At 68.1% G+C, this 25,302-nt stretch carries 20 protein-coding genes and 3 pseudogenes; 9 read left to right on the plus strand and 14 right to left on the minus strand.

Features of this window, described 5'->3' with window-relative positions:
* Nucleotides 1-173 precede the first annotated feature (173 nt).
* The 4 genes and pseudogenes from FRANCCI3_RS10355 (at nucleotide 174) to FRANCCI3_RS10365 (ending at nucleotide 3,346) form a co-directional block, all read left to right on the plus strand.
* Nucleotides 174-1,814, plus strand: a complete 1,641-nt coding sequence (locus tag FRANCCI3_RS10355; protein ID WP_011436484.1) for an IS66 family transposase — start codon at nucleotides 174-176, stop codon at nucleotides 1,812-1,814.
* A gap of 314 nt (nucleotides 1,815-2,128) precedes the next feature.
* Nucleotides 2,129-2,488 (plus strand): annotated as a pseudogene (locus FRANCCI3_RS29015) (transposase); the annotation flags it as partial.
* Nucleotides 2,489-2,518: 30 nt separating this feature from the next.
* On the plus strand, nucleotides 2,519-2,650 hold the full coding sequence (locus tag FRANCCI3_RS28540) for a hypothetical protein (RefSeq protein WP_023841871.1): 132 nt from the start codon (nucleotides 2,519-2,521) through the stop codon (nucleotides 2,648-2,650).
* A gap of 120 nt (nucleotides 2,651-2,770) precedes the next feature.
* Nucleotides 2,771-3,346 (plus strand): maleylpyruvate isomerase N-terminal domain-containing protein, encoded by a 576-nt coding sequence (locus FRANCCI3_RS10365; protein ID WP_023841872.1) that lies wholly within the window; start codon nucleotides 2,771-2,773, stop codon nucleotides 3,344-3,346.
* A 68-nt stretch (nucleotides 3,347-3,414) separates the two neighbouring features.
* Here FRANCCI3_RS10365 and FRANCCI3_RS10370 read toward each other — a convergent pair whose 3' ends face one another.
* A complete protein-coding gene (locus tag FRANCCI3_RS10370; RefSeq protein WP_041257881.1) occupies nucleotides 3,415-3,741 on the minus strand; it encodes a hypothetical protein in 327 nt (108 codons plus the stop codon).
* Nucleotides 3,742-3,946: 205 nt separating this feature from the next.
* Here FRANCCI3_RS10370 and FRANCCI3_RS10375 point away from each other — a divergent pair, with 205 nt between their 5' ends.
* The 3 genes and pseudogenes from FRANCCI3_RS10375 to FRANCCI3_RS28715 form a co-directional block, all read left to right on the plus strand.
* The gene (locus FRANCCI3_RS10375) at nucleotides 3,947-5,044 is read left to right on the plus strand and encodes an IS630 family transposase (protein ID WP_011436488.1); all 1,098 of its coding nucleotides are present in this window, start codon (nucleotides 3,947-3,949) and stop codon (nucleotides 5,042-5,044) included.
* Nucleotides 5,045-5,223: 179 nt separating this feature from the next.
* Complete coding sequence (locus tag FRANCCI3_RS10380) at nucleotides 5,224-5,997, plus strand: IS5/IS1182 family transposase (protein WP_011434618.1); 774 nt, start codon at nucleotides 5,224-5,226, stop codon at nucleotides 5,995-5,997.
* Nucleotides 5,998-6,268: 271 nt separating this feature from the next.
* A pseudogene (locus tag FRANCCI3_RS28715) lies at nucleotides 6,269-6,998 on the plus strand (transposase); the annotation flags it as partial.
* Between the two features lie 848 nt (nucleotides 6,999-7,846).
* On the opposite strand, the gene FRANCCI3_RS10395 reads toward FRANCCI3_RS28715, so the two are convergent.
* The 11 genes from FRANCCI3_RS10395 to FRANCCI3_RS10445 form a co-directional block, all read right to left on the minus strand.
* Nucleotides 7,847-9,166: an NAD(P)/FAD-dependent oxidoreductase gene (locus tag FRANCCI3_RS10395; protein WP_011436491.1), complete on the minus strand. Its 1,320-nt coding sequence runs from the start codon at nucleotides 9,164-9,166 to the stop codon at nucleotides 7,847-7,849.
* A 53-nt stretch (nucleotides 9,167-9,219) separates the two neighbouring features.
* Nucleotides 9,220-10,557 (minus strand): peptide ligase PGM1-related protein, encoded by a 1,338-nt coding sequence (locus FRANCCI3_RS10400; protein ID WP_011436492.1) that lies wholly within the window; start codon nucleotides 10,555-10,557, stop codon nucleotides 9,220-9,222.
* 4 nt (nucleotides 10,558-10,561) lie between these two features.
* Entirely contained in the window at nucleotides 10,562-11,836 is a 1,275-nt protein-coding gene (locus FRANCCI3_RS10405) for an aminotransferase class III-fold pyridoxal phosphate-dependent enzyme (protein WP_011436493.1), read from the minus strand.
* Nucleotides 11,836-12,993 carry an FAD-dependent monooxygenase gene (locus FRANCCI3_RS10410; protein ID WP_011436494.1) on the minus strand — a complete coding sequence of 386 codons (1,158 nt, stop codon included), beginning with the start codon at nucleotides 12,991-12,993 and terminating at the stop codon, nucleotides 11,836-11,838. The genes FRANCCI3_RS10405 and FRANCCI3_RS10410 overlap by 1 nt, the downstream gene beginning before the upstream one ends.
* Before the next feature lie 40 nt (nucleotides 12,994-13,033).
* Entirely contained in the window at nucleotides 13,034-14,134 is a 1,101-nt protein-coding gene (locus tag FRANCCI3_RS10415; RefSeq protein WP_011436495.1) for a 3-dehydroquinate synthase II family protein, read from the minus strand.
* A gap of 33 nt (nucleotides 14,135-14,167) precedes the next feature.
* Entirely contained in the window at nucleotides 14,168-14,986 is an 819-nt protein-coding gene (locus tag FRANCCI3_RS10420) for a 2-amino-3,7-dideoxy-D-threo-hept-6-ulosonate synthase (protein ID WP_011436496.1), read from the minus strand.
* Nucleotides 14,987-15,001: 15 nt separating this feature from the next.
* Nucleotides 15,002-16,228 carry an aspartate kinase gene (locus tag FRANCCI3_RS10425; protein WP_011436497.1) on the minus strand — a complete coding sequence of 409 codons (1,227 nt, stop codon included), beginning with the start codon at nucleotides 16,226-16,228 and terminating at the stop codon, nucleotides 15,002-15,004.
* An 82-nt stretch (nucleotides 16,229-16,310) separates the two neighbouring features.
* Nucleotides 16,311-17,132: an ATP-grasp domain-containing protein gene (locus tag FRANCCI3_RS10430; RefSeq protein ID WP_035959176.1), complete on the minus strand. Its 822-nt coding sequence runs from the start codon at nucleotides 17,130-17,132 to the stop codon at nucleotides 16,311-16,313.
* A 25-nt stretch (nucleotides 17,133-17,157) separates the two neighbouring features.
* Nucleotides 17,158-18,879 carry an IS66 family transposase gene (locus FRANCCI3_RS10435; protein WP_237704547.1) on the minus strand — a complete coding sequence of 574 codons (1,722 nt, stop codon included), beginning with the start codon at nucleotides 18,877-18,879 and terminating at the stop codon, nucleotides 17,158-17,160.
* Nucleotides 18,880-18,955: 76 nt separating this feature from the next.
* Nucleotides 18,956-19,195: a hypothetical protein gene (locus tag FRANCCI3_RS10440; protein WP_011436499.1), complete on the minus strand. Its 240-nt coding sequence runs from the start codon at nucleotides 19,193-19,195 to the stop codon at nucleotides 18,956-18,958.
* A gap of 151 nt (nucleotides 19,196-19,346) precedes the next feature.
* Nucleotides 19,347-20,666: an aspartate aminotransferase family protein gene (locus tag FRANCCI3_RS10445; protein ID WP_023841879.1), complete on the minus strand. Its 1,320-nt coding sequence runs from the start codon at nucleotides 20,664-20,666 to the stop codon at nucleotides 19,347-19,349.
* 327 nt (nucleotides 20,667-20,993) lie between these two features.
* Between FRANCCI3_RS10445 and FRANCCI3_RS10450 the strand changes: the two genes are divergently transcribed.
* Complete coding sequence (locus tag FRANCCI3_RS10450) at nucleotides 20,994-22,184, plus strand: LLM class flavin-dependent oxidoreductase (protein ID WP_011436501.1); 1,191 nt, start codon at nucleotides 20,994-20,996, stop codon at nucleotides 22,182-22,184.
* A gap of 174 nt (nucleotides 22,185-22,358) precedes the next feature.
* On the opposite strand, the gene FRANCCI3_RS26130 is transcribed toward FRANCCI3_RS10450, so the two are convergent.
* The gene (locus tag FRANCCI3_RS26130) at nucleotides 22,359-22,742 is read right to left on the minus strand and encodes a hypothetical protein (RefSeq protein ID WP_023841880.1); all 384 of its coding nucleotides are present in this window, start codon (nucleotides 22,740-22,742) and stop codon (nucleotides 22,359-22,361) included.
* Nucleotides 22,743-23,082: 340 nt separating this feature from the next.
* Nucleotides 23,083-23,661, minus strand: a pseudogene (locus FRANCCI3_RS29020) (hypothetical protein); the annotation flags it as partial.
* Between FRANCCI3_RS29020 and FRANCCI3_RS10460 the strand changes: the two are divergent.
* Nucleotides 23,543-25,264 (plus strand): IS66 family transposase, encoded by a 1,722-nt coding sequence (locus FRANCCI3_RS10460; protein WP_237704547.1) that lies wholly within the window; start codon nucleotides 23,543-23,545, stop codon nucleotides 25,262-25,264. The pseudogene FRANCCI3_RS29020 and the gene FRANCCI3_RS10460 sit on opposite strands and share 119 nt — an antisense overlap.
* Nucleotides 25,265-25,302: the final 38 nt, after the last annotated feature.

The raw sequence follows: 25,302 nt of genomic DNA on the forward strand, positions 1-25,302 counted from the left end.
GTAAGTATTCGGCGATGGCGTGGAGGGGCTGGTTCCGCCGTGTGGCGGTGTCGTGGCTGTGGCGGGAGTCGGGCGGAGTGTCCGCGGGATGCTGGTGGGGGGTTGTGGGCTCTTCGTGATACGTCGGGTGTAGTTCCTGATACCGAGGACGCTGGTGATGTGTCCTGGGTGGTGTGTCTGTTCTGTCTGTCACCGATGATGTCACCGAGGTGGCGTACTGGCGTGGGCGTGCCGAGCGGGCCGAGGAGTGTGCGGAGAAAGCCGAGGCCCGTGTCGGGCAGCTGCAGCTGCGGGTCGAGGAGTTGAGCGAGCAGGTCGCGGTGCTGTCCCGGATGCTGTTCGGTCGTTCCTCGGAGAAGACCGGCCCGTCGTCGGCTGTGGATGAGAAACCAGAAGATCGGCAGGATTCGGGCGGTGGGGATGCCGGCCGGCCGGCGCGTCAACGCGGGCAGCGGCCGGGGAGCCGGGGGCATGGCCGGCGGGACTACTCGCATCTGCAGACCCGCGAGGAGATCCATGATGTGCCCGAGGTCGACCGTGCCTGCCCCGGGTGTGGGGTGGCGTTCACGCCGTTGGGGACCGACGACAGCGAACAGGTCGACTGGCAGGTCGTGATCACCCGGATCGTGCATCGGCGGCGGCGGTATCGGCGGTGCTGCACATGTCCGGGGCCGCGGACAGTGACCGCGCCGGTGCCACCCAAACCGATTCCCAAGGGCCGGTTCACCGCGGGGTTCCTCGCCCGCCTTCTCTACGAGAAGTACGTCCTGGGCCTGCCGTTGCACCGGATCGCTCGGGCGCTGGCCGCCGCCGGGCTCGGTGTTGCCGAGGGCACTCTGTGTGGGGCGTTGAAGGACGTGCATGGACTGCTCGGCGGGCTCGATGAGCAGATCGTGGCGCGTAACGCCGCCGCCGGTCATGTCCACGCGGACGAGACGACGTGGCGGGTGTTCGAGCGGGTCGAGGGCAAGGACGGGACCCGCTGGTGGCTGTGGGTGTTCGTCGCCGCCGACACGGTGGTGTTCCGGATGGACCCGACCCGCTCGGCTGCCCCGGTCGAGAAGCACTTCGGGATCGACCGGGCCGCCGGGGCGCTGTCCGACGGATGTCGCCTCGTCGTCTCGTCGGACTTCTACACCGTCTACCAGTCCCTGGGCCGCGTCGACGGAGTCGACCCGCTCTGGTGCTGGGCACACATCCGCCGGTACTTCATCCGGGCCGGGGACGCCCACCCCCAACTGCGGTACTGGGCCGACCAGTGGGTCGCCCGGATCGGGATGCTCTACCTCGCTCACCGCGCCCTCGCCGCCGAGCAGCCCACAACCGGCGGCTACCGCGAGGCCGCCGGCGCGTTCGAGGCCGCGCTGAGGGCGATCGACACGGCGCGGCGCGCGGAGGCGGCGATCCACAGCCTGCACCCGGCGGCGAAGAAGGTCCTGGCGACCCTGGACCGGGAATGGGACGGGCTGGCCCGCCACCAGGACTTCCCCGACCTGGATCTTGACAACAATGCTGCCGAGAGAGCGCTACGGACCCCGGTCGTCGGGCGGAAGAACTACTACGGCGCACACGCTGAGTGGGCCGCGCACCTCGCCGCCCGGGTCTGGACCATCGTCGCCACCGCGGAGCGTAACGGCCGTGAACCCCTCGCGTTCCTGACCGGCTACCTGAACGCCTGCGCCACAGCCGGCGGGAAAGCACCCGCCGGCCCCGCCCTCGAACCCTTCCTCACCTGGCAGACCACCACCCAGACCGGCAGCCCTCCCAGCACCGACCCACCCCAGGACGGCCCACCCGACGGGCCCGAGCCCTAACCCCACCCACAAGCCGAAAACCACCCGACCGGCAACACCGGCCGGGCCTTCGGCCCGCCCACCCACGCCATCACCGAACTCTTACGCGCTACCAAACCCCCGAACAGGCCGAAAACCTCTACCACGCGACTATCGCAACTATTGCGGACGCCGCATAAGAAGGATAAGGTCCCTACTATGCAGGTGTCCGAGAAACGGGGCTCACCTCAGGCCACGGCACGTCGGCATAACGAAGACGTCACCATAAGACGCGCTGCACACCCAGGACGACACCGCGACCTGGCTCGTCGACCACGGAGCGCACTACCTGCTGATTGTGGAGGCGAACCGGCCGACGCTGCTGGCCCAGCTGGCGACCCTGCGCTGGACGAAGGTCCGCACCACGTCGCGGACGAGAAGCCGCGGCCACGGCCGCGTCGAACGCCGGACCGTGCAGGCCACCGAGGTCCGCGCCGGGATCGGCTTCCCCCACGCGGTCCAGTCCGTCCGGATCATCCGCCACCGCCGGCCCCTGGCCCGGCGGCCCAGCCACAGCCGAAACCGTCCACGCGGTCACCAGCCTGCCCACGCACCACGCCAGCCCGAGGCTGCTCGCCGAACTCGCCCAAGCGCACTGGGCCATCGAGAACCGCCTCCACTGGGTCCGCGATGTCACCTACGACGAGGACAGACACCGCGCCCGCACCGGAAACGCGCCGCAGGTCATGACCAGCCTCCGCAACCTCGCGATCACCATCCTGCGCCTTACCGGCGCGAAGAACATCGCGAAGGCCCTACGCCACCACGCCCGCCACCCCGAACGACCCCTCGAAACAATCAAGAAGGCCGGTTGCTAACCAGCAACTTTGCCGCCGCCCTGGGCCCCCACCCGCTCGTCACCAGCGCTTCGGCCGGCAGGTCGAACAACCTGCGCCACGGGCCGTGACCCTTGGCCATCCAGCTGGCAGACTTGGGCCATGCATTTGGTGGGTGCTGACGAGGTGCAGCAGGCCGTGGCCGAGATGGTGCGGGTACTGGCCCCTCATGACGAAATCGACTGGCACATACCCGCGGGTTCCCTGGAGTGGACCTGCTGGACTACCGCTGCGCACGTGGTCCACGACCTCGCGGCTTATGCTGTACAGCTCACAGCCCAGAGCGACGAGAAATACCTGCCCTTTGACCTGACAGTTCGGCCGGGCGCGTCGCCGCGACAGATTTTGCGACTGGCTAGGGTGTGCGGCTGTCTGCTCGGCGCGGCGGTGTCGGGAGCCGCGCCGGAGGTCCGCTCCTGGCACTGGGGGGCCACCGATCCCAGCGGCTTCGCCGCGCTGGGCGTCTGCGAGACCCTGGTCCACACCTACGACATTACCCAGGGTCTGGAAATCGCGTGGTCGCCTCCCGAGCCGCTGAGCGTCGCCATCCTCGGACGGCTTTTCCCTGACGCTCCGGAAGGTGACCCGTCCCGGGCACTGCTGTGGTGCACGGGACGGATTGACCTCCCTGGCCGACCCCGCGTCACCTCTTGGGTTCTGAGGACCGCCGTCGCCTGACTCGATGCGGGTGTCCTGTTTCCGCGCGCTAAGTGGTTGAGCCTGGAAGTCCTTCGGGGGTGCAGTGATCAGCTGGGTTCGGTGGGGAGGTGGACGGTGCAGGCGGTGTCGAGGGCGTCCTGGGGGCTACCGGCGAGGTAGCCGGTGAGCAGGGCGGTTTCCTGGTAGCGGTTGTGGGCGGCGGAGTAGATCGCGAAGCCGAACGAGTGGGCTGACCCGCCGTAGCGCAGCCGGCACAGGGGGATCTCCTCGCCGTCGGGCAGGACGCCGGCGACGTAGGCGAACGCGCCACGGTAGGTGACCTCGGTGCGGGCGAGTTGCGGCCAGCGCTGCTCCGCATGATCGAGCAGGCGCAGCCGGATCGAGGACGTCGTGGACTCGGGGATCGCCGCCATGCCCACCAGTCTGCCGGCAGCCGGCAGATCGCTACGATCATCCCGCCGTCGCCTTGGACGCCCACCCCGCCTGCTCCCGGAGTGCGTGATGCCGTCACCCCGCGTTGCCGTACCCATAGACCTGACCGCGAGCGAACGCAGACGGCTCAAGGCCCGCGTGAACGGGCGCAGGACGCCGTACCGGGACTGGTAGCGGTCAACGATCGTGCTGGACGCGGCCCGCGGCTACTCCAACGCGCGGATAGCCCGGCGACTGTGCGTGACCGAGGACACGGTCCGCACGTGGCGGGGCCGGTTCGCGCGGCGACGCGAGGCGGGACTGGTCGACCTGCCCCGGTCGGGTCGGCCACGGCGGATCAGCGAGGCGGAACGGGCCGAGGTCGTCGCGCTGGCCTGCCAGTTACCTGCCGAGACCCAGGTGCCGCTGGCCCGCTGGTCGTGTCCGGAACTCGCCGCCGAACTGCTCTCCCGCGGCCTGGTCGACGCGATCTCGGCGTCGTCGGTGCGGCGGATCCTCGCCGAGCACCCGATCAAACCGTGGCGCTACCAGTCCTGGATCTTCGCGCGCGGCCCGGGCTTCGCCGCGAAGGCGAAAGTGATCCTCGATCTCTACGAGGGCTTCTACCAGGAGGAACCCCTCGGCCCCGAGGATCGAATCGTCTCGATCGACGCGAAGCCGTCGATCCAGGCGAGAGCCCGGATCCACCCGACCACCCCGCCCGCCCCGGGCAGGATCATCCGGGTCGAGCACGAGTACGAACGTCACGGCGCGCTCGCGCTGTTGCCCGCGCTCGACGTCCAGACCGGGAGGATCGCCGCCGTGCTGACCCCGCCGACGACGGGCATCGCGCCGTTCATGGAACTGATGGGCCAGGTCATGGCCCAGGACCGCTACCGGACGGCGAAGCGCGTGTTCGTGATCGTCGACAACGGCTCCGACCACCGAGGCCAGGCCTCGATCAACCGACTCAGGGCCGCCCACCCGAACCGCATCCTGATCCACACCCCGACACACGCCTCATGGCTGAACCAAGTGGAGATCTTCTTCTCGCTCGTCCAACGGAAGGTCGTGTCACCCTGCGACTTCGCCAGCCTCGACGTGCTCGCCGACACCCTGACAGCGTTCGTCGACCGCTACAACGTCACCGCCACACCGTTCAAGTGGAAGTACACCGCGGCCGACCTCGAACGCCACCTCGCCCGCCTCGACGACGACACAGCACCAGCCGTCGCGGGCTCCGTCGCTCGGTTGCCCGTCCCACCACCCGACACCAATGAGCCTTTTCAATCTCTGTTTGTCTGATTCTTTCGGCCGTTGAGGATCACCAATTGACGAATTGAACGGGCACTGGTTCCGGTCGTTCCGTCATCTGGCGGCGGCGATAGTTGTTCGGGCGGTGGCCGGAGGGGTGCCGTAAATAGAGAAGTCCCCGGTAGATCACAGGGTGTCTACCCCACTGTGCCCTTGACCGAGGACTTCCGTTGCTAACCTACCCTGGTGTCGTCGACCTGCCCGAGTCGACCCTGACCTTCCTCGCGGGGCTGCTGGCCGAGGACCGCGCCCAGCGTCGGACCTGGCGCAAGCTGCCCCCACCCGAGCAGGCACTCCTGGTGCTCGTCCACCTCCGCAAGGGTGAACGCTACGAGCAGCTCGCCGAGGGCTTCCAGGTCAGTGTCGGCACCGTCCACAACTACATCCGCGAAGCCGTCCGCCTGCTCGCCACTCACGGCCGGACCCTGCTCGCCGCGGTCTGGATCTTCGCGTGGACCCAGAGCAACTTCCTCATCCTCGACGGCACCGTCGTGCGTACCAACCGTGTCCGCGCGCACAACAAGCTGTACTACTCGGGCAAGCACAAGTACCACGGCATCAACCTGCAGGGCCTCACCGACCCCTACGGCCGGCTGATCTGGATCTCCGAAGGGCTTCCCGGCTCCGTCCATGACCTCACCGCGGCCCGGATGCACGACATTCTCGATCTGATCGACCGCTCGGAGCTCTACCTCTACGCGGACAAGGGCTACGTCGGCGGCGAGGGCGACCGCCTCCTCGTCCCGATCAAGAAACCCAAGAACAACGACCTCCCCGACCGTGACAAGGAGGCCAACCGGACCCACGCCACCACCCGCTCACAAGGCGAACGAGGATTCGCGGTCCTCAAGAACTGGCACATATTCGACCGTTTCCGTGGCTGCCCACGCCGCGTCGGCACCTTCGCCCAGGCCGCCCTCGTCCTCGCCACCGAGGGCCTTTAGGAAAACCAACTTTGAAATGGCTCAATGATCACGGGAGTCAGGTGAAGTCAGAACCAAATGCCAGAGCCCTCACACAGGCCGCCTAACAACCCCGAAGGACTTCCAGGCTCAACCACTAAGCTTGCCGTTTAACCTCCGAACGTCACGCTGTGTGATACCTGGAGGTGTTGTGGGGTGGGTGGGCGTGTCGCCGTGACGTGAAGCGGCCTTCTGTTGATCCTGGTTTCTCGCCAAAGACACCGTGATCAGGCATAAGGCCGTGGAGGACAGCTTGGCCCGTGATGTCCCCGCCGTCGAGGACCTGGAAGTGCTGTGTCGGTTCCGCCAGGAGTTCTACGACTGTCTGACCCGGCGGGCGGATGCCCTGTTCGAGCTCACCGACGCGGTGCTGTGCGCGGACGGCCCGGTTCGTGACCTGGTCGGCCTGTCGCTGACCCCGGAGCACCGCCGGGGGCACGGCGCGCTGTACGACGCGGTCAACCAGGGCCGCATCGAGATCGGCCGGCTGCGCCGCGCGCTGGCACGGGCTGCCGCTGCCGCGGGCCGCCGACGGCCGGATCATCCTGGGCGTGGACGTCAGCCCGTGGCTGCGCCCGGACGCGGCCACCAGCCCGGACCGGCTGTTCTGCCACACCTACGGCCGAGGCAAGGGCAACGCCCAGATGATCCCCGGCTGGCCCTACTCGTTCGTCGCCGCCCTCGAACCGAGCCGCACCTCGTGGACAGCGCCGCTGGACGCGGTCCGCCTCGGTCCCGGCAACGACCTCACCACGGTGACCGCCCGACAGCTCCGCGACCTGGTCGACCGGGTCGTCGCCGCCGGCCACCACCGCGGCGGCGCCCCGAACATCCTCGTCGTCCTCGACGCCGGCTACGACGTCACCCGCCTGGCCTGGCTGCTCGCCGACCTGCCCGTCGACCTCGTCAGCCGGCTGCGGTCCGACCGTGTCTTCCGCCTGCCCGTCCCGCCCCGCCCACCGGGTGTGGGGCTCCCGCAGCGGGTGTGGGGGTGTGGGGGGCTTTGGCTGCCACCCTGGCTGCCACCAAAGATCGCCGATCTAGAAAAACGCCGGCCGCCCGGGGGTCCGGGGGTCGCCCCCGGGCAGGCATAACGGCAGGTGGCGAAGCTGATCAAAGATCAGCGAGCACGGAACGGGAGCGCGTGGGGCGGGTGGACCATGTGTACCAGCATCCGAACCGTTCGATCTTGGTTGTTGGCCCTGAAATCACTGTTCGGCCGGTCGCCACACGTGCCTCGAACAGGAACGATGCTCGGTGACCGTGCCAACCAGAACATCGCCTACCGAGTAGAACAAGCGTTCCGAACACCTGGCGGTCCGGGCACTTCCGGGCCGCCAGGCGACCGTGATCGTGGTCACTGCGGCTGGTCGAGTTGGCTGGCGACGAGCGGGAACTCTGCCTTGAGAAGCACTGTCAGTTGCGGGTGTGTCAAGAAAGTGCGACAGAGCCAGCGACCGGACACTCCCCTCCGAAAGGCCGCGGACGCCTACGACCAGGCGCTCGAGAGACTCCTCAAAACAGGCAGGACTCGCAGCATGATCCGCAGCTCGTGAACCTGACTCATCCTTACCGACTTCGCCAGCCCAAGCCCTCTAGGAACGCCGCGCTATGGCGGTCCGCGGCCGGTCGCTCGGACGCTCATCCGGGCGGCAACTCGCGCCAGCTCACCACGATCGTGGACCGCCGGTGGCGGGCAGGCCTGGCTTCGGACGAACACGCTCGCGAGAATCAGGCCCTCGCGAAGAACGCGGCGATCGACCGTTAGCCGGGTCTGCCCGCCTGTCGGGACCGTGCCGCGTGCGCGCCGGTCCACCTCCATCGGTCCGGGTTACGCCTCGACGGGCTCCCTGTCCTCCGCCTCGTTCAGTTCGGCGTAGTACGGGCACTCGCTGACGCGCTCGAACGGCGCGAAGGTGTCCCAGCGACGCTCCTTGACGACCTCCTGGGCGAGCTTGTTCCGGGCGTTGAAGAAGTCCCCGCAGAGGAAGCGGACGACCCACTTGTTGCTCGCGAAGGCGTCGCCGCAGTCGTCGAGTCCGACGGACGCCAGGTAGGCGTCAGGATCCGGCTCCTCGTAGTACATGTAGATCAGCCGGGCGTACATGTCGTAGCCGGTCTTGTAGAACCGCTGGTACTCGTTCTGGAGCTCCTCGGCGCGGAGCGGCTCCCGCAGGGCGGCGTCGATGGACTCGCCGGCGCGGATGCCGGTGGAGGTGGCGAGGTAGACACCGCCGGAGAAGATCGGGTCGAAGAAGCAGCCCGCGTCGCCGGCTAGGAACCAGCCCGGCCCCGCGACCTGGTCCGAGTAGTAGCAGTAGTCGGTTTCGATCTGCACGTCGCTCACCGGATGGGCGCCCGCGACCCGCTCCCGGACGCGCCGTACCCGGGACACGTGCTCGTCGAACAGCGCGGCGGGATCGCCGGACCGCAGCACCTGTTGCGGCATGACCGCGCCGACGCTCATCGTGTCGGGCCAGATGGGAATGGCCCACAGCCATCCGTCCTCGTGGGCGCCCACCTGGATGTCGCCCTCGAAGCCGGGATTGCGCGCCTCGTCGATGCCCTTGAGGTGGCGGAAGACCGCGACCATCTTCAGTCGGTCGACCGGCTTCCGCAGCCGGAACGCCTTGGCGATCTTGCTGGCCCGCCCGCCGGCGTCGAGAACGTACTGTGCCCGCACCTCGCGAGCCGTCCCGTCGTGTTCGTAGCGCACACCGACGACCCGGTCGCCTTCTGTTATCAGGTCGTGTACCGTCGCCTCGTGGATCACCCGCGCACCGCACTCGCCCGCGAACTGAATGAGCATATTGTCCAGGTGCGCCCGCTCTACCTGGAACGTCACGTGGTGGCGACCGGGCCCCTGCGTTGTGAACGAAACGCGGACGTTCTCGTCCTCCTCTCCCTGGCAGAACTCGGCACCATGCTTGGCGACATAACCCTGCTGCTTGAGCCGGTCGAGTATTCCCAGCTTCTCGAACGCGGCGTTGACGAACGGCACCATGGACTCGCCGATGTGAAAACGGGGAAAGGTCCGCCGTTCCAACACAATCACGCTACGCCCGGCCTTCGCGAGCGTCGCTGCCGCCGCCGCACCTGCCGGCCCGGCGCCGATGACCACAACGTCGACGACTTCAGTATTCTCGGCCATGCCTCTCCCACCATTGAGCAACGAATTTTTCACATTGTCCTCCTGTGGTGATTTCAAGGTGTGTCCAGCGAGCCGCCGGGGAGCCGTAGAAGACTCGTCTCGATCTCCTCCGCCGCGTCGACGTCCTTCGCGACGATGCAGTACTCGACTACTCCCGACTGCTGGATATGCTCGCAGCCGATCAGCACTCCCGCACGCGCGTCCGGCTCGAAGAGCAGTCCGCTCGTCCTGAGCCGGGCCACCGCGTCGTCGAACGAGGAGACATGCCAGTGGTTTCGCGTCATCAACACGCATTCGGTCTGATAGTCGTGGCCGACCAGGGCGTCGGCGATCCAGTGCAGGTGTGTGGTGCCGCCGAGGCGTCCGTTCATCTCGGTCAGTAGGAGGTCTCCGTCGGGCGTCAGGATTCCATCGATATTCGCCAGGCCGACGTATCCGAGCGCACGGATGGAATCGCAGACCCGCAGCACGATGTCGTTGAACTCCGCCCGGTTCTTCTCGCTCAGCACGGCCCCCGGGATCACTACCCCGTCGAATACCGGTGCCATTCGCATCTCGCCGATATGGTGCAGCCTGCTTCCCTCGGCCGTGATTCTCACCTCCGCGCCCAGCGGCATGGAGTCGGGCACATAGTCCTCGACGATCACCTTGTGGCGGCCGTCGACCGAGTAACGTGACCAGGCGCTGTCGAAATGCCGTCGGACGGCGTCCTGGGAATCGAGCACCCGCAGGCTGGGCGCGCCCAGCGGCTGCACGTCGGGGCGCGGCGAGATGATCTCGTTGCCGTAGCCGCCGGCGTGAAAGTCCTGCTTGACGATCACGCACCTGTTCGCCGCGACGAGATCGGCCGCGAACTCCTGCGCCTTGGCTCTGGAGGTCGCCACGATGCCTGTGGTGACCGGGAGGCCCAGACCGCCAGCCATCGCGCGGAACACGCTCTTGCTATTCACGAGGTCCGCGCCGCCGGCCTCGTAGAATCCGAACCCCGGCATCGATCTGTGCAGGCCCAGCTCCCTGATGAGATGGGCGGTCGTCGCGTCGAACACGTAGGGGCAGGCATGGTCGACGTTCCGCTTCGTGACCAGGGCGCGCAGTTCGGCGAGAAAGCCCCCGTCGAGGAGCCGGTCGCCGGTGAGAACATCCGACCCGAGACGGCCCGCGGGCGGAACCATGATCAGGACCGAGTCGACATCCAGGCCGCGCAGAGTCAGCGCGTAACGCACAAACTCGGGTCGCGGGGGCTGCGGAAGCACGAGGATGTCACCGGGCTCGGCAAGCCAGATCATCCGGAGCGAGATGTTGCCGGCCACCTGGCGGTCAGCCTCGCGAAAAGATGCGAGATCCGCGACGAGACTGTCGTTGTACGAGTTTCCGATCAGCAGCGTGCTCACTGGTTCATCCCATCGAGTTCGCCAGGTTGCGCAGGGTGTCCCGCAGTCGATCAACAAGAAGGTTCATCTCGTGAGTGGCGATGGTCAGCGGAGGCGCGACGATGACCGCCTCGGTCGCCCGGTCGACGCCGGTCGGGCGCAGCATCAGGCCGAAGTTGATCGCCGTCGCGCAGATTTCCTTCGCCTGCGAAAGTCGTGGTCCGGTCAGCACCGGAAGGGTGAATAGCAGTCCCCGCCCTCGTGGTTCTCCGAGATAGTAGACGGGCGCTGCGAGGGCCTCGAGCTCACGTTTGAGGAAGGCACCCATCTGTCTTGCTCGCTCGGGAATGTTCTGTTCCTTCGTAAACCGAAGGACGGCGTGCGCCGTCACGGCCGACGAGGGACCGAGGGCCGTCGCGCCGGTGCACAGCTGCTGCGGCCGGACGTTCTGCCCGACCACGCAGGCCCCGATTGGAGAGCAGCCGGCGTTGAGGCCCGGCCCCATGACGATTAGGTCGGGGGTTACACCGGAACTGGAATGTCCGAACCAGTCGCCCACCTGGCCCAGACCGGTGAGGGTCTCATCGGCGACCAGCAGCGCCCCGTTGGCGTCGCATAGCTCCCGCAGGCCGCTCAGCGTCTCGTCGGACAACGCCGTCGCGCCGCTGTCGGCGCTTCCCATGGGCTCCACCAGAACGGCCGCGACGCGCCCGTGCCCGACCCGGTCGAACGCCAGCTGCCAGTCGTCGAGATCGGGACCGAGTTGGTCGGCGTTCGGCGCCGCCCGCTGTGTCCACGAGGCCGGGCTGTCGCGGCCGAGGGCCGCACTCCCGTCGTGAGCGGGCCGCCCGGCGATGCTGAACGCGACGACACCCGATCCCTGATGGCTCGGTCGCTGTGTCAGAACCATCGGCCGGTCGCTCTCGTCGTTGAGAGCGTGGTGTCGCCTTACCAGGTCCAGTGTCAGCTTGATCGCGGCAGGTCCTGAGTCAGTGTAGAGGACCTCCCGATAGCCGGCGCCAGTTAGGTTGAGAATTTCTCTCGTAAGGTCGACAATCGGTTGGCTCGCGAACTGCGTCCGGTGCGCGAAGCTCGCTAACGCCGCCTTTTTGTGCATTGCGCTGAGCATTTCTGGAATGCCGTGCCCGAGATTGTTGCAGGTCGCGCCGGAAATGCCGTCGATGTAATCCCGGCCGCGGTCGTCGAAAAGTCGCGATCCGTGCGCACGAACGATCCGAGGCTGACCACTCGCGCTCACATCCCGCGAGCGACGGTGGAAACCTGAGGTACCGACCCCCATCAGACCTCCTCCGCGTGATGGCCGAAGAGCCAGTCGTGGTCCTCGAGGGGCAGCTCGGTCACCGCGGCGTCCTGGCGCGACGCAGGCTCCTCGGCCCGCAGATGCTCCGCGTTCTGCCGGGAGCTAAGAAGGATCTCTCTCGCCCGCGGAACCCGTAGCCGTTGGTAGCGGTCGAACGCGGCCCGGTGCGAGTCAGCGGCGTCCGCCAGGCACAGGGCCAGGACCGTCGCGTCCTCAATCGCCTGGTTCGCGCCCTGAGCGAGGAACGGCAGCATCGGATGCGCGGCGTCGCCGATCAGTACGGTGCGGTCGGTCGCCCAGCATTCGATGGGCTCACGGTCATGCAGCGCCCACACGGTGACCTCGTCGAGGGCGGCCAGCACCGAGCGGACGGAGTCGTGCCAGCAGTCGTATCTGGCCCGCATCGCGGTGAGGTCGCCGCGCCGCGACCACGACTCGTGGCCGCCCTCTTCGGCCGGGACCGTCGCGGCGACACTGATCAGCTGGCCGCGTCGGACGGGATACATCACGGCGTGGCCGTCCGTGCCTTTCCAGACCCGGATCGAGTTCCCGAACGCTCCGGGCAGCCGCCGTGCGTCGACAAGCCCCCGATAGATGAGCTCGCCTGAGAAACACGGGACGTCGGCCGATATGCGTGAACGGACAACCGAACGTATCCCGTCCGCACCGATCAGCAGTCCGACTTCCTCGGTCGAGCCGTCCGCGAAGAGAAGTCGAACGGACTCGTCGTCCTCCGTCACCTCGACGCACCGCCGCCCGGTGGCGACGGGCGTCTCCAGCCTGGAGGTCAACAGCGCGTGTAGGTCGGCGCGGTGCACGGTGTAGTACGGCGCGCCGTACCTGTCCGCGCAGTCCTTCCCGAACGGTGTCCGGGCGACCACCGTTCCGTCGTCCCACTGACACATCAGTGCGGACTCGACCTCGACCGCGATCTCCCGCAGGGCATCCGCCAAGCCCAATCGGTGCAACAGCCGCACCGCGCTCGGCGCGAGCTGCACTCCCGCGCCGATCTCGCCGGACAGTTCCGCCTGCTCGAACAGGACGCTAGGTACGCCACTATCCGCCAACATCAACGCCAGGGTCACGCCTGCTATCCCGGCACCAAGAATTCCGACTCGAGGCCCACTGTTTTTCATCGCGATCCCATTCGTCGATCCATGTAAGGGCCGCCAGGACCTATTTTTCGATGCAGAACTCGTCGATCGGGTAGCCGACGTGCCGGTCTTCGACCGGCAGGTATCCGAGCACCTTTGTACCCGGTTGGAGCTCGGTGACGTTGATGACCACGCCGCCCGGCCCGAGAACCCGCACGTGCCAATCGTCCTGGACGATGAGATCTGCCACTCGGCCGGACGGGGACTTCGCGGTGATCATTCGAAGAGGTCGCGTCTCGATCTTGATCCGGCCGACGGTCACCGGCCGAGCGCGGCCGTCCGCGTCGACGGCCAGCACTCTTCCGCCCGCCTGTAGCTCGCTGAGGTAGTTGGTGCGGCCGGCCATCGACATCGTGTAGGAATGAACCGCGCCGGCGTTTACCCGAAACGGCCGTGTCGGCATGTAGGGCAGTGGATGCGTCTCGCTGCACGCAAGGATCATTCCCTTGGAGTGTGAGCCCACTAGGATTCCCTCGTTCTCGCCGAACATGCTGCAGGTGTCGACGCAGGCCCGCTCGCCCATTCCCACATGACTGGTCTCGATGACTTCCAGTTCCTCGAGCTGGAGCGAGAAGGAACCCCCGGCGGCCACGGCCTTAAGCGCGGACAACTCGCCGACAGCCTTCGGCGCCAGCATGATGCCGTCGGCGCCACGCTCCAGGCAGCCGAGCACGACGTTGGCCTCGTCCGTGTCGTGAACAACGGTGATCACGCTGCCCTGGGACTTGTGCGCCGCGGCCAGGACGATCTCCAGCGGGATCTTCGTCTCGTCGCGGAACCGGAGGACGGTCCACGCCCATTCCTGGGCGGCTGCGCAGGCGGCATCGAGCGTCTGCGCATCGGTCACCTCGAGATACCTGCCGAACTCGACGTGCGGGTAGGTAGCTGACAGCTCGTGAATCCGCTCCCGTTCGGCATCGAGGATGACGACATCAACGCCGTCCAGGTCTTCGCCCAGGGAGCCGTCCTTGGTCAGCAGAACCTTCTTGACCGTCGGCGGCAACGTGGACAGGTTGGCGGGATCGTCGGAGACGACGGCGTCGACCCTCTGGTGAATCGCCTCCTCCGCGACCGCGGTCAAGAGCGGTCCAGCGCCATGGATCTCAACCCAGTACAGTTTCATGGACATTCTCCCACCGTCCGTATCCGTCTTTTTTCAGCCGACCGCGCCGCTATGCTGCACCCTCGGCTGCTTCCTGGCAACCTCAAGCGGATCGTGCACGATCTGGGCGATTCGACGCGCCATCGCGCAGGGGTCGGGGGCCTGAAAGACATTCCGGCCGATCGCGACACCGCCGACCCCGGACCGCATCGCCGCCGCGAGTTCGGCGAGGTATTCTTCGGGTTCCATTGAGGAGCCACCCGCCACGACCGTCGGGATCGGTGAGGCGGCCACCACGTCGCGTAGCTCGTCGGTCGAGCCGAGGCGAGGAATCTTGACTATGTCCGCACCGAGGTCCGCGGCCAGCACAGCCGCGTGCATGCACAACTCCGCGTTGGGCGGGTCAGCGATCCTCGGGCCCCGCGGATACATCATGGCGAGCAGGGGAACGCCCCACCGGTCACAGGAGTCCGCCACCGCCGCCAAGTCCGCGATCTGACGGCTCTCCTGTGCCGAACCCAGGTTCACGTGGACGCTGACGGCGTCGGCCCCCAGACGAAGCGCCTCTTCGACGCTCGCCACCAGGATCTTCGCGTCGGGGTCCGGAGCGTGTCTGGTGCTGGCTGAAAGTTGCACGATCAACGACATGTGGTCGAAGCGGACGGCGTTTAGGTACCGCAGGCTTCCTTTGTGCAGTACAACCGCGTCGACGGCGCCGCGGGAGATTCCCTCGATCAGCTCATCAAGTGAGCGACGTCGGCTGAGTGGACCGTCGGTGACGGAGTGGTCCAGCGGCACCATAAACAGACGGCCACGGTGGTGACGATACAGCCTCCGAAGCCGAACGAGCCGCGAGAACGGGTAGTTGGGCATGCCGTACCTCGTTTTTCATCGATCCGATGAGTGCGCCTCGAGCCCTCGGCCGAGCACCAGCGCGTCATGTATGGTCAGCGCCAGCCGACGCATCCCGCCCCTGGGGACCAGGATGGATATACGTCGCTCCGAGATAGCGATCCACGGACTGCGGATCCCGTGCGTCGAAAGAATCTCGGCCAGCGTTTCGATGACCGCGCCGCACAGGTTCATCCTGGTTCCGACCAGCGATAGCCGCCCCAGATCATCACGCAGTTCCACAGTGCCGCCGGCCTGGCGTGCGATATGCGCCAGGTCGATCTGCCTGGCCGGGCTGCTGGTGAATCCAAGCGTGCTTCCATGCGTCGAGTCGGCCAGCGCGAAGAGATCGGCCGGCGCGACTTTCGCCGACGCCATTCGCGCGAGCGCGGCCCAGGAGTCGAGAGGTTCGCCGCGGCCGCGCATCATGACGAGCGTGGTGTCCTCGTCCTGGGTGACCGCCGCGACGACGCCGTCAGATTCCAGCGGGTTTCCCGGCACGACCTCGACGACCGTGCCTGGATTCGTCCCGAGCGAGTTCCGGACCTGGACCGGGATTCTCCTCGTGGCGGCCAGGTCCACCGCGCGCGGATGGAGGATGCCAGCGCCGGTGTGCGCCATCTCGTGCATGAGGGGCGCCGGTACGGTGGGAAGCAGCCGTGCCCGCGGAACCAGCCTCGGGTCGGCGGTGTAGACACCGTCGACGTCGGTGTAGATCTCGCAGGTAGCGCCCAGGGCCGCTGCCAGCGCGACGGCGGTGGTATCCGAGCCGCCTCGCCCGAGGGTTCGCACGTCGCCGCTGGCGTCGACTCCCTGGAAGCCTGCGACGACGACAACCTTGCCCTCCTCGAGACTCGTTCTGAGCCGGTCCGGAGTCACCGAATGGACAGCAGCGGAGCCGAACTCTCCGCTGACCTGTATGCCGGCCTGCCCGCCGGTCATGGACACCGCGGGCTGGCCGAGCTCCCGCAGGGCGAGCGCCGTGGTCGCCGCCGACACGACCTCGCCGGTCGAGACCAGTTGGTCGGACTCCCGGCTGCGCCAGTGCCCGCCGAGCGCGCGAGCCTCGCCGAGCAGCTCGTCGGTAGTCCTGCCGCGGGCGGACACTACGACGACGACCTGCTTTCCCGCCGCCGCAGTGTCGACCACCCGTCGCGCTACGCCGCGAATCTTCTCGATCGTCGCGAGTGAGCTGCCACCGTATTTCTGTACGATAATCGCCATCTTCTCCACCTTCTGATGCTCGGCGGCCGCACAGGAATCCGGCGTGCTGGAAACAGTTCACCCCGGCGCTATGCGGCGTACATCAGCGGACGGATTTCACCCGTTCTTCGGCCAGCTGCACGATCTCTTCGCCGATCTTCGTGCGCAGATCCGACTGGAGTGAGCTGAACCCGGGGCAAGCGTTGACCTCCAGGACCATCGCCTGACCGTCGCTCTCGATGATGTCGACACCGGCCATGCTCAGCTCCATGGCCGCTGCGGCACGAAGCGCGAGGTCCACCATCTCCGGCTTCGGATCGACCATCTCGTTCCGGAGTCGCTTTACCCGCGGCGTGCAGCAGGCGCAGTACTCCTCGTCGTCCTCGGCGTGGTAGACCCACTTGTGACCGTGGTTCGGCTTCCAGCCGTCATCGCCGGTGACCTGGTTGAAGGAGACCGACGGTTGGTCCCCGATCGTCGTCACCCGCAGCACCCCGGAATGGGGGAAGTACGGCTGGCAGAGAAGGGTCCCGTACGTCTTCAGCAGGTCACCGACCTTCAGCCTTCCCTTCTCGTCGTCGCCGTCGAGGAATCGCTCGACATCGTGACCGCCGAAGCCGATCGAGGGCTTGACGACGGTCGAGCCCCATTCGGCGCAGGCCGCCTCAAAGTCGGCGATGCTGGAGCAGGACCTGGTGGGCTGGGTCGGCACTCCGACTTGCGTGAGCCGGTGGATCATCGCGAACTTGCTGACCGACCGGATGTGCGGCGTCGCGGAGTCGAGCATCACCAGGTCGGGCACGCTGGACAGCAGGTAGAGCGCCTCCGCGGTGCCGCGCCACTGATAACCGAGGTGGGCGCGTGAGACGTACGTATTCGGAAATCCCGTTGGGGCATGATCGTGGGCGGCGTGACCGTGGGGCACTCCGCTGGGGTCTCGGGGGTCGGGGTCAGCCGGGAGGCTGTTGCCAGGTGGTGAGGTCCTCGGGGCTGGCGGCCCAGGGCAGGAACCGGTCGAGGTCGGCGCCGGTCGGCGGCTTGCCGCCGGCCCGGCCGCAGGCGTCGAGGTAGTTCTCCAGGTAGGTCAGCAGGTTCAGGTTGTGCATCGCGGCGGTCGCGGTGACCGTGAAGATCGTGGCGGCGTGGCGGGCGGTGTCCTCGGTGCGGGAGCCGCCGGCGTTGCGCCGGGTCACGACCGGGCCCCTGATCGCCCTTTCCGCCGGGTTGTTGTCCATGCCGATCATGGGGTAGTCGCGGTGGGCGACCAGCCCGTCCCATTCCCGGTCCAGGGTCGCGAGCGCCTTGCGCGCGGGTTCCTGCAGGCCGGGCGAGGCCGTCTGCTCGCGGCGAACCGTGTCGATCACGGTGATCGCGGTGTCCCAGCCGGCGTACGCGGCGGCGAGCCGCTTCTCGGTGGCCGGCGACGGGGCCGCGGCGGCGGTGTGCCAGGCGGCGGCGAGCTCGCCGTGCGCGGTGTAGAGCGCGCGGATCCGCTCGACCCACTGGCGGGCCCAGATCCCGAGCTGGGCGGGGTTCGCGTCGCCGGCCCGCACGAAGTACCGCCGCGCGTGCGCCCAGCAGTACAGGTTGACCAGGCCATCGGCGCGGCGGCCGGCGGAGACGTACACGGTGTAGAAGTCCGACGACAGCACGAGGCGGCGCGGTCCGCCGTCGGCGTCGTCGGTCAGCTGGCCGCTGTCCGGGTCGAGGCCGACGTGTTCGGCGAGCACCGCCGTCGAGCGGGTCGCGTCCATCACGAAACAGACGCTGTCCGGCCCCAGGAACACCCACAGCCACCAGCGGGCCGGCCCGCCGCCGCCGGTCGGGGTGAACACCCGCCAGGTCGTCTCGTCGGCGTGCAGGTGCCACGACCCCCGCGACCGCCCGACGATCTGCTCGGCGAGTGGGGCGAGCAGGCCCGCGACCTGGGCGCACGCCCCGGTCAGCGTCGCCGGCGAGAGCTGGGCGCCGTGCCGGGCCAACCCGGTGACCAGCGAGTTCTGCGAACGGCCCGCGACATAGCGCTCCACGATCAGCATCGCGAGGAACCGGTGCGTGAACAGGCCCTTCCCGATCGCCTTCGACGGTCCCGGCGCGGTCACCGTCAACGACCCGCCACAGCGGCAGCCCCGCCGATACCGGCGCCGCCTCGACACCCGAACCCGCACCGTCACCAGCCAGTCGAGCTGCTCGACGACATGCTCGCCCCACGGCGTGAACGGCTGCCCACACGACAGGCAGCCATAGCCCCCGCCCTCGAAGTCGCAGTCGACCTCGTCGCGGGACAGATGGTCGTAGCTCCGCCGGCCCGAGCGCGCGCCCGGCCCCCGCCGCCGGCCTGCCGACCCGGCGGCCTCGCCCCGCGCCCCGTCGCCACAACCGTCCCCGCCATCCGGCGAACCCACGGCCGGCGACCCGCCGCACTCCCGTTCCGACGACCGGCCGAACAGCATCCGCCGCAACGTCGCCAGCTCCGCCTGCAACGCCTCGAGCTGGAGACGCAGCTCCACCACCTCGGCCTCACGCGTCGCCTCCCGCGCGACCAGCCCGGCGATGTCCGTCAACAGCTCCGCGACCCGGGCCCGCAGCCAGGCGTTCTCCGCCAGCAGCGCCGCGCCCTCGGCAACCTCACCGCTCGCGGCAGCGCCCGCCCCCGACTCGACAACCGTCACGCACCGCAGCAAACCACCCCGACCGGCAGAACATCACCCACCACGACCATCAGGCCACACCCAGCCCCGAAGGCCGTCACCCCAAAAGATCAACAACGGGACTTCCGAATACGTACCGTGAGACGATCACGTCGAAGGTCGACGCCGCCTCGCCGCGGATCTGAGGCACGCCGCCTCCGGAGACCGCCGCGCAGGTGATGTCGTTGATTCCGAAGAAGACGGAATCATGCCCCCGGTCATGCGCCACCTGGGTGATGATGAGCGACTCGAGCTCATCTTCATCCTCGCATTCCCACGCCAGGATGCCAATCTTCACCGTGCATCACTTCCTCACTGCCAGAATGGGTTCGAACATTTTCTAGATCCGTGCGTTCAGCTGGTCAGCGCCTGCGCGGCCGACGGGCGGCCGGCGCTCTCGCGGAATCGGAGCCGACCGGGTGACGTGGCCGGCGGCGCAGCCCAGGACCTCACCAGCGGCGCCCGCGCGTTCTCGCGAGCTGCGTGTCCACGGCGGTGACGGTCCGCGCGAGGCGTCGCACAAGCTCGGCGAGCTCGGCGTCCTCGATCGTCAGCGACGGCGCGACCAGGAGAGCCTGGGTCCAGTGGTTCACGCCAGCGGGATAGACCACCAGTCCGAACTCGCGCGCCGCCCGACAGATCGTCGCGGCGAGTGGCGCCCGGGCGTGGGCGCCGGCGGCCTGACGCACCGGCAGCCCAAGCAGGAGGCCACGGCCACGGGGCTGGTCGAGGAAACCGACCTTCCCGGTGACCTCTTCTTCAAGGCGACGACGCAGCTCCGCCCCGATTCGCTCGGCCCGCTCGGGAAGGCGCTGTTGCTCGGTCACCCGCAGGACGGCGAGCGCCACGGCCGCAGACAGGGGGTTACCGCTCATTGTGTGCCCCAGAGCGAGGTCGGAGGCCGATCTGCCCGGCAGGACGGACGCGCCGACGAGGACCGCTCCGATCGGCGTGTAGCCGCCGCTCAGCCCCTTGCCCGTGACGACCAGGTCGGGAGTGACGCCGGAGCGCTGATAGCCGAACCAGTCGCCGGTCCGCCCGAAGCCGGTCATAACCTCGTCCATCACCAGGAGCGCGCCACTCGCGCTGGTCAGTTCGCGGAGCCGCCGGAGCACGTCGTCACGCAGAACCGCCGCACCTCCCGCGGCGCCGCTCACCGGTTCCACGAGGACGGCGGCGATCCGCTCCGGCCCGATCCGGCCGAAGGCCTCCTCCCAGGCCGACGTGGCCGGCAGCGGATCTGCGGCGGGATCGTCGGACGTGACCGGGACCGTCGACACGCCCGTCGAGACCAGCGCGTCCAGGTGCTCGCGTCGCGGTGGGTGGCCCGACACGGACAAGGCGCCAGCCGTCATGCCGTGGTAACTCGGCTGCTGGGTGAGCACGATGGAACGCTCGGGACTGCCTGCCAGAGCATGGTGGAAAAGGGCTAGGCGCAGGGCAGTCTCGGTGGCTTCCGAACCGGAGTTCGTGTAGACGACCTCGCGATATCCAGGCCCACCGATCGAGAGAATCTTCTCCGTCAGCGCCAATACGCTTCTGCTCGTGAACTGGCTTCGGTGCGCGAACGTGACGAGTTCCGCCTGCTCTCGCATCGCGGCCAGAACATCGGTCGATCCGTGCCCAATATTTACACAGATCGTGCCGGAGCTGCCGTCGATAAATTCACGCCCGTCCTCGTCGTAGATGCGGCTGCCGTGCGCTTTGGCTACCACCGGAAGGTCGCTCGATAGCCGTTGACGCCCGACGGGCAGGGTCGGTGCTGACATCGTAACCGCCTTGGCTCCGTGGTCCGTTGCTCTTCGTCCCGGTCGGTCGGCGCCATTGTGTTGCATGCGACTCGACGGCCCGAATTGGAACAGTCGGCAGTTTCATGCAGCCATCAGGCTGGCGGTCCGAGGCGACCCAAGATGCCCGTGACCGGCCGATCGCCAATAGCTTCGTGATAGCGAACCGTGGAGCATCTAGGCAGACACTCAGGCTGACGCAGAGGCGGGCGTGGATCAAGCTATGTGGTGACGGGCACGCCTGAAGCCCGATCAGCCTCCTTTCCGGGTGTCCTGACCATCACATACGCCTACCATGTTGGAGACGGCATGAAGTTCTCTATCTTCCTGAATCCGCAGGTTCCCGGATCGGGCTACCTTTCTGAACAGCACGTCGGGGCGAAGCGACCAATCGGGCGGGACACCGACTCCTACCAGGCAATGCTCCACGAGCTGCGCAGCATCGCGGTACAGGCCGACCAGACCGGCTTCGACGCTCTGATGCTCAGCGAGCACCATTTTCATTCTGAGGGCCTAGAGCTCTCGGTCAACCCGCTGATGGTGCTGGCCGACCTGGCCGCGCGAACCGAACGCCTGCTGCTGGCTCCGCTGGGCATGGTGCTTCCGGCGTGGGATCCCGTCCGCGCAGCGGAGGACGTCGCCCTTCTCGACCAGTTCTGTCGCGGCCGGCTCCGGCTCGGACTGGCCCGGGGTTTCCAGAACCGATGGGTCAACGTCCTCGGCCAACGCTGGGAGGTGACGGACGCCAGCGGCGACGGCTCACACACCGACGACCGCAACTTCGAGGTGTTCGGCGAAATCCTGAAGATCATGAAGATGTGCTGGACTCAGGAGACCGTGCGATACCGGAGCGAGATTCTGGACGGCTATTCGATCCCGCAGCCCTTTGACGGCATCGCGGACTGGCCGGCCGTGGAATGGACCCGCGCGTACGGCGCTGCGGACGAGATCGACGAGCAGGGCCGCGTCCGCGCGGTCTCGGTCTGCCCGCGGCCATACCAGGACCCGTACCCGGAGCTGTGGCAGCCGTTCACGATGAGTGACCGGTCGATCGTCCGGTGCGCGCAGGAGGACATCGTCCCGTGGATCTTCACGCCCTTCCTGAACGAGCATCGGGCGAAGGCTGAGCTTTACCAGTCCGAGTGCGCCAAGTTCGGTCGGGAGTACAAGCTCGGCGAGCACACCGGCTTCCTGAAGATGATCGGGCTCGCCGACACGACCGAAGAGGCCGCCCGGGTCTTCAATCCCTCGATCCTGAACGACTTCGCGACCTTCTATGGATCGTTTGGCTTCCAGGACCCGAGCCTGATTCCGGAGGTCGGCCTGTTCGGTGCCCCGGATGACGTCAAGCGAGGCCTGGAAAAGATCTTCAACAGCACTCCGGACCTGGAGTGGATCGGGCTCTTCATGATCGGCCAGCAGGGCGGCCTGCCGCTCGACCGGGTACTGCGCAGCCTGGAGCTCTTCGCCGAGGAGATCATTCCCGAGTTCCGCGACTGACGCGGAGGACTCCCCTGCCGCCCGTGGGCTCGGCACGGACTCAGCGAGCTGGGAGTCCACGAACGGTCGACCATTCCGCGGTGACTATGCGGTCGACCGCTGGGTCGGCACCGTCCGCCGGGAATGCACCGACAGGCTGTTGATCGTCTCCGAACGGCACCTGACGTCCCGGAGCTACGTCGGGGGGACAGGCGGGTTGACCCGTCCGGCGACGAGGATGATTCGCATTCCGGCGGGCGGGGCGGCGGGTAGAAGCGCGGCGATGCTGTGGCCGGCCGGCCCGCGCACCCCTGCATCCTCGTCGAGCCCATCCACGACGAGGACGAGCCGCTCACCATAGGCGTCGCAGCGCTCGGCGGCTCTGGTGAGTAGACCGAGGAAATGGGTGTCCCGGGTGGCGTCTGTCAGCGGCGGTAAGGACACGCCGAGCAGGTCGCAGAGCTGTTCGATGACCAGGTCGGTGAAGGCGATCCGGTCGTTCTGGCTGGCGTAGCGGGCGGTGATGAAGAACGACACGACCCGCACCCCGGGTAGGGGATGTAGGACCAGCCAGGACATCAACGCCGACTTGCCCGTCCAGGCCGGTGCCCGCCACCAGGCGTAGCCGGCCCCCGGTGCTGGCGCGGTGTAGCGCGTCGGCGATGTGCGGGTCGTGGGTGCTGATGGTGGTGAGGTAGTCGAGGAGGTCCCGGCGGTTGGAGACGCTTTCGACGTCGATGCGTTCCACGACCCGTGCCCCGACGGGGAAGGTGATGGTGCTGGGTCGGGTAGTGGCGACGATGATCGTGCCGGGGGGAAGAGCTGGGGGTAGGCCGAGGGGGAGTTCGCTGCCAGGTGGAGGTGGTGCTTCGTCGAGGCCGTCGACGAGAAGCACCACCGGCTGGTCGGGTTGTGTGGCGTCGCGGGTCTTGGCGGCGTCGCAGAGCCGAAGGTAGAGCCAGCGTGGGGTGTGGGCGTCCGTGGGGAGGATGCCGTCGGGGGCGGTGTCAAGTTTCCAGGTGGCGATGAGCTGTGCGGCGAGGTTCAGCCGTGCGGTTTCGGGGGTGCGTCCTTCGGTGAGGCGGGTGAAGTGCGCCGGCCACACCCGGGTAAACGCCAGGTATGCGGCCAGCGCGGACTTTCCCATTCCAGCTTCGGCTTCGACGAGCAGATAGCCACCGCGGCGCTGCCGTATACACCGGTCGATGAAGGCGTCGATCTTGCCGATGAGGTCGGAGCGTCCCCGGAATCGGGCGACCGGATGTACGTATTCGGAAGTCCCGTTGTTGATCTTTTGGGGTGACGGCCTTCGGGGCTGGGTGTGGCCTGATGGTCGTGGTGGGTGATGTTCTGCCGGTCGGGGTGGTTTGCTGCGGTGCGTGACGGTTGTCGAGTCGGGGGCGGGCGCTGCCGCGAGCGGTGAGGTTGCCGAGGGCGCGGCGCTGCTGGCGGAGAACGCCTGGCTGCGGGCCCGGGTCGCGGAGCTGTTGACGGACATCGCCGGGCTGGTCGCGCGGGAGGCGACGCGTGAGGCCGAGGTGGTGGAGCTGCGTCTCCAGCTCGAGGCGTTGCAGGCGGAGCTGGCGACGTTGCGGCGGATGCTGTTCGGCCGGTCGTCGGAACGGGAGTGCGGCGGGTCGCCGGCCGTGGGTTCGCCGGATGGCGGGGACGGTTGTGGCGACGGGGCGCGGGGCGAGGCCGCCGGGTCGGCAGGCCGGCGGCGGGGGCCGGGCGCGCGCTCGGGCCGGCGGAGCTACGACCATCTGTCCCGCGACGAGGTCGACTGCGACTTCGAGGGCGGGGGCTATGGCTGCCTGTCGTGTGGGCAGCCGTTCACGCCGTGGGGCGAGCATGTCGTCGAGCAGCTCGACTGGCTGGTGACGGTGCGGGTTCGGGTGTCGAGGCGGCGCCGGTATCGGCGGGGCTGCCGCTGTGGCGGGTCGTTGACGGTGACCGCGCCGGGACCGTCGAAGGCGATCGGGAAGGGCCTGTTCACGCACCGGTTCCTCGCGATGCTGATCGTGGAGCGCTATGTCGCGGGCCGTTCGCAGAACTCGCTGGTCACCGGGTTGGCCCGGCACGGCGCCCAGCTCTCGCCGGCGACGCTGACCGGGGCGTGCGCCCAGGTCGCGGGCCTGCTCGCCCCACTCGCCGAGCAGATCGTCGGGCGGTCGCGGGGGTCGTGGCACCTGCACGCCGACGAGACGACCTGGCGGGTGTTCACCCCGACCGGCGGCGGCGGGCCGGCCCGCTGGTGGCTGTGGGTGTTCCTGGGGCCGGACAGCGTCTGTTTCGTGATGGACGCGACCCGCTCGACGGCGGTGCTCGCCGAACACGTCGGCCTCGACCCGGACAGCGGCCAGCTGACCGACGACGCCGACGGCGGACCGCGCCGCCTCGTGCTGTCGTCGGACTTCTACACCGTGTACGTCTCCGCCGGCCGCCGCGCCGATGGCCTGGTCAACCTGTACTGCTGGGCGCACGCGCGGCGGTACTTCGTGCGGGCCGGCGACGCGAACCCCGCCCAGCTCGGGATCTGGGCCCGCCAGTGGGTCGAGCGGATCCGCGCGCTCTACACCGCGCACGGCGAGCTCGCCGCCGCCTGGCACACCGCCGCCGCGGCCCCGTCGCCGGCCACCGAGAAGCGGCTCGCCGCCGCGTACGCCGGCTGGGACACCGCGATCACCGTGATCGACACGGTTCGCCGCGAGCAGACGGCCTCGCCCGGCCTGCAGGAACCCGCGCGCAAGGCGCTCGCGACCCTGGACCGGGAATGGGACGGGCTGGTCGCCCACCGCGACTACCCCATGATCGGCATGGACAACAACCCGGCGGAAAGGGCGATCAGGGGCCCGGTCGTGACCCGGCGCAACGCCGGCGGCTCCCGCACCGAGGACACCGCCCGCCACGCCGCCACGATCTTCACGGTCACCGCGACCGCCGCGATGCACAACCTGAACCTGCTGACCTACCTGGAGAACTACCTCGACGCCTGCGGCCGGGCCGGCGGCAAGCCGCCGACCGGCGCCGACCTCGACCGGTTCCTGCCCTGGGCCGCCAGCCCCGAGGACCTCACCACCTGGCAACAGCCTCCCGGCTGACCCCGACCCCCGAGACCCCAGCGGAGTGCCCCACGGTC

Origin of the sequence: Frankia casuarinae (assembly GCF_000013345.1) — a bacterium.
Classification (GTDB): Bacteria; Actinomycetota; Actinomycetes; order Frankiales; family Frankiaceae; genus Frankia; species Frankia casuarinae.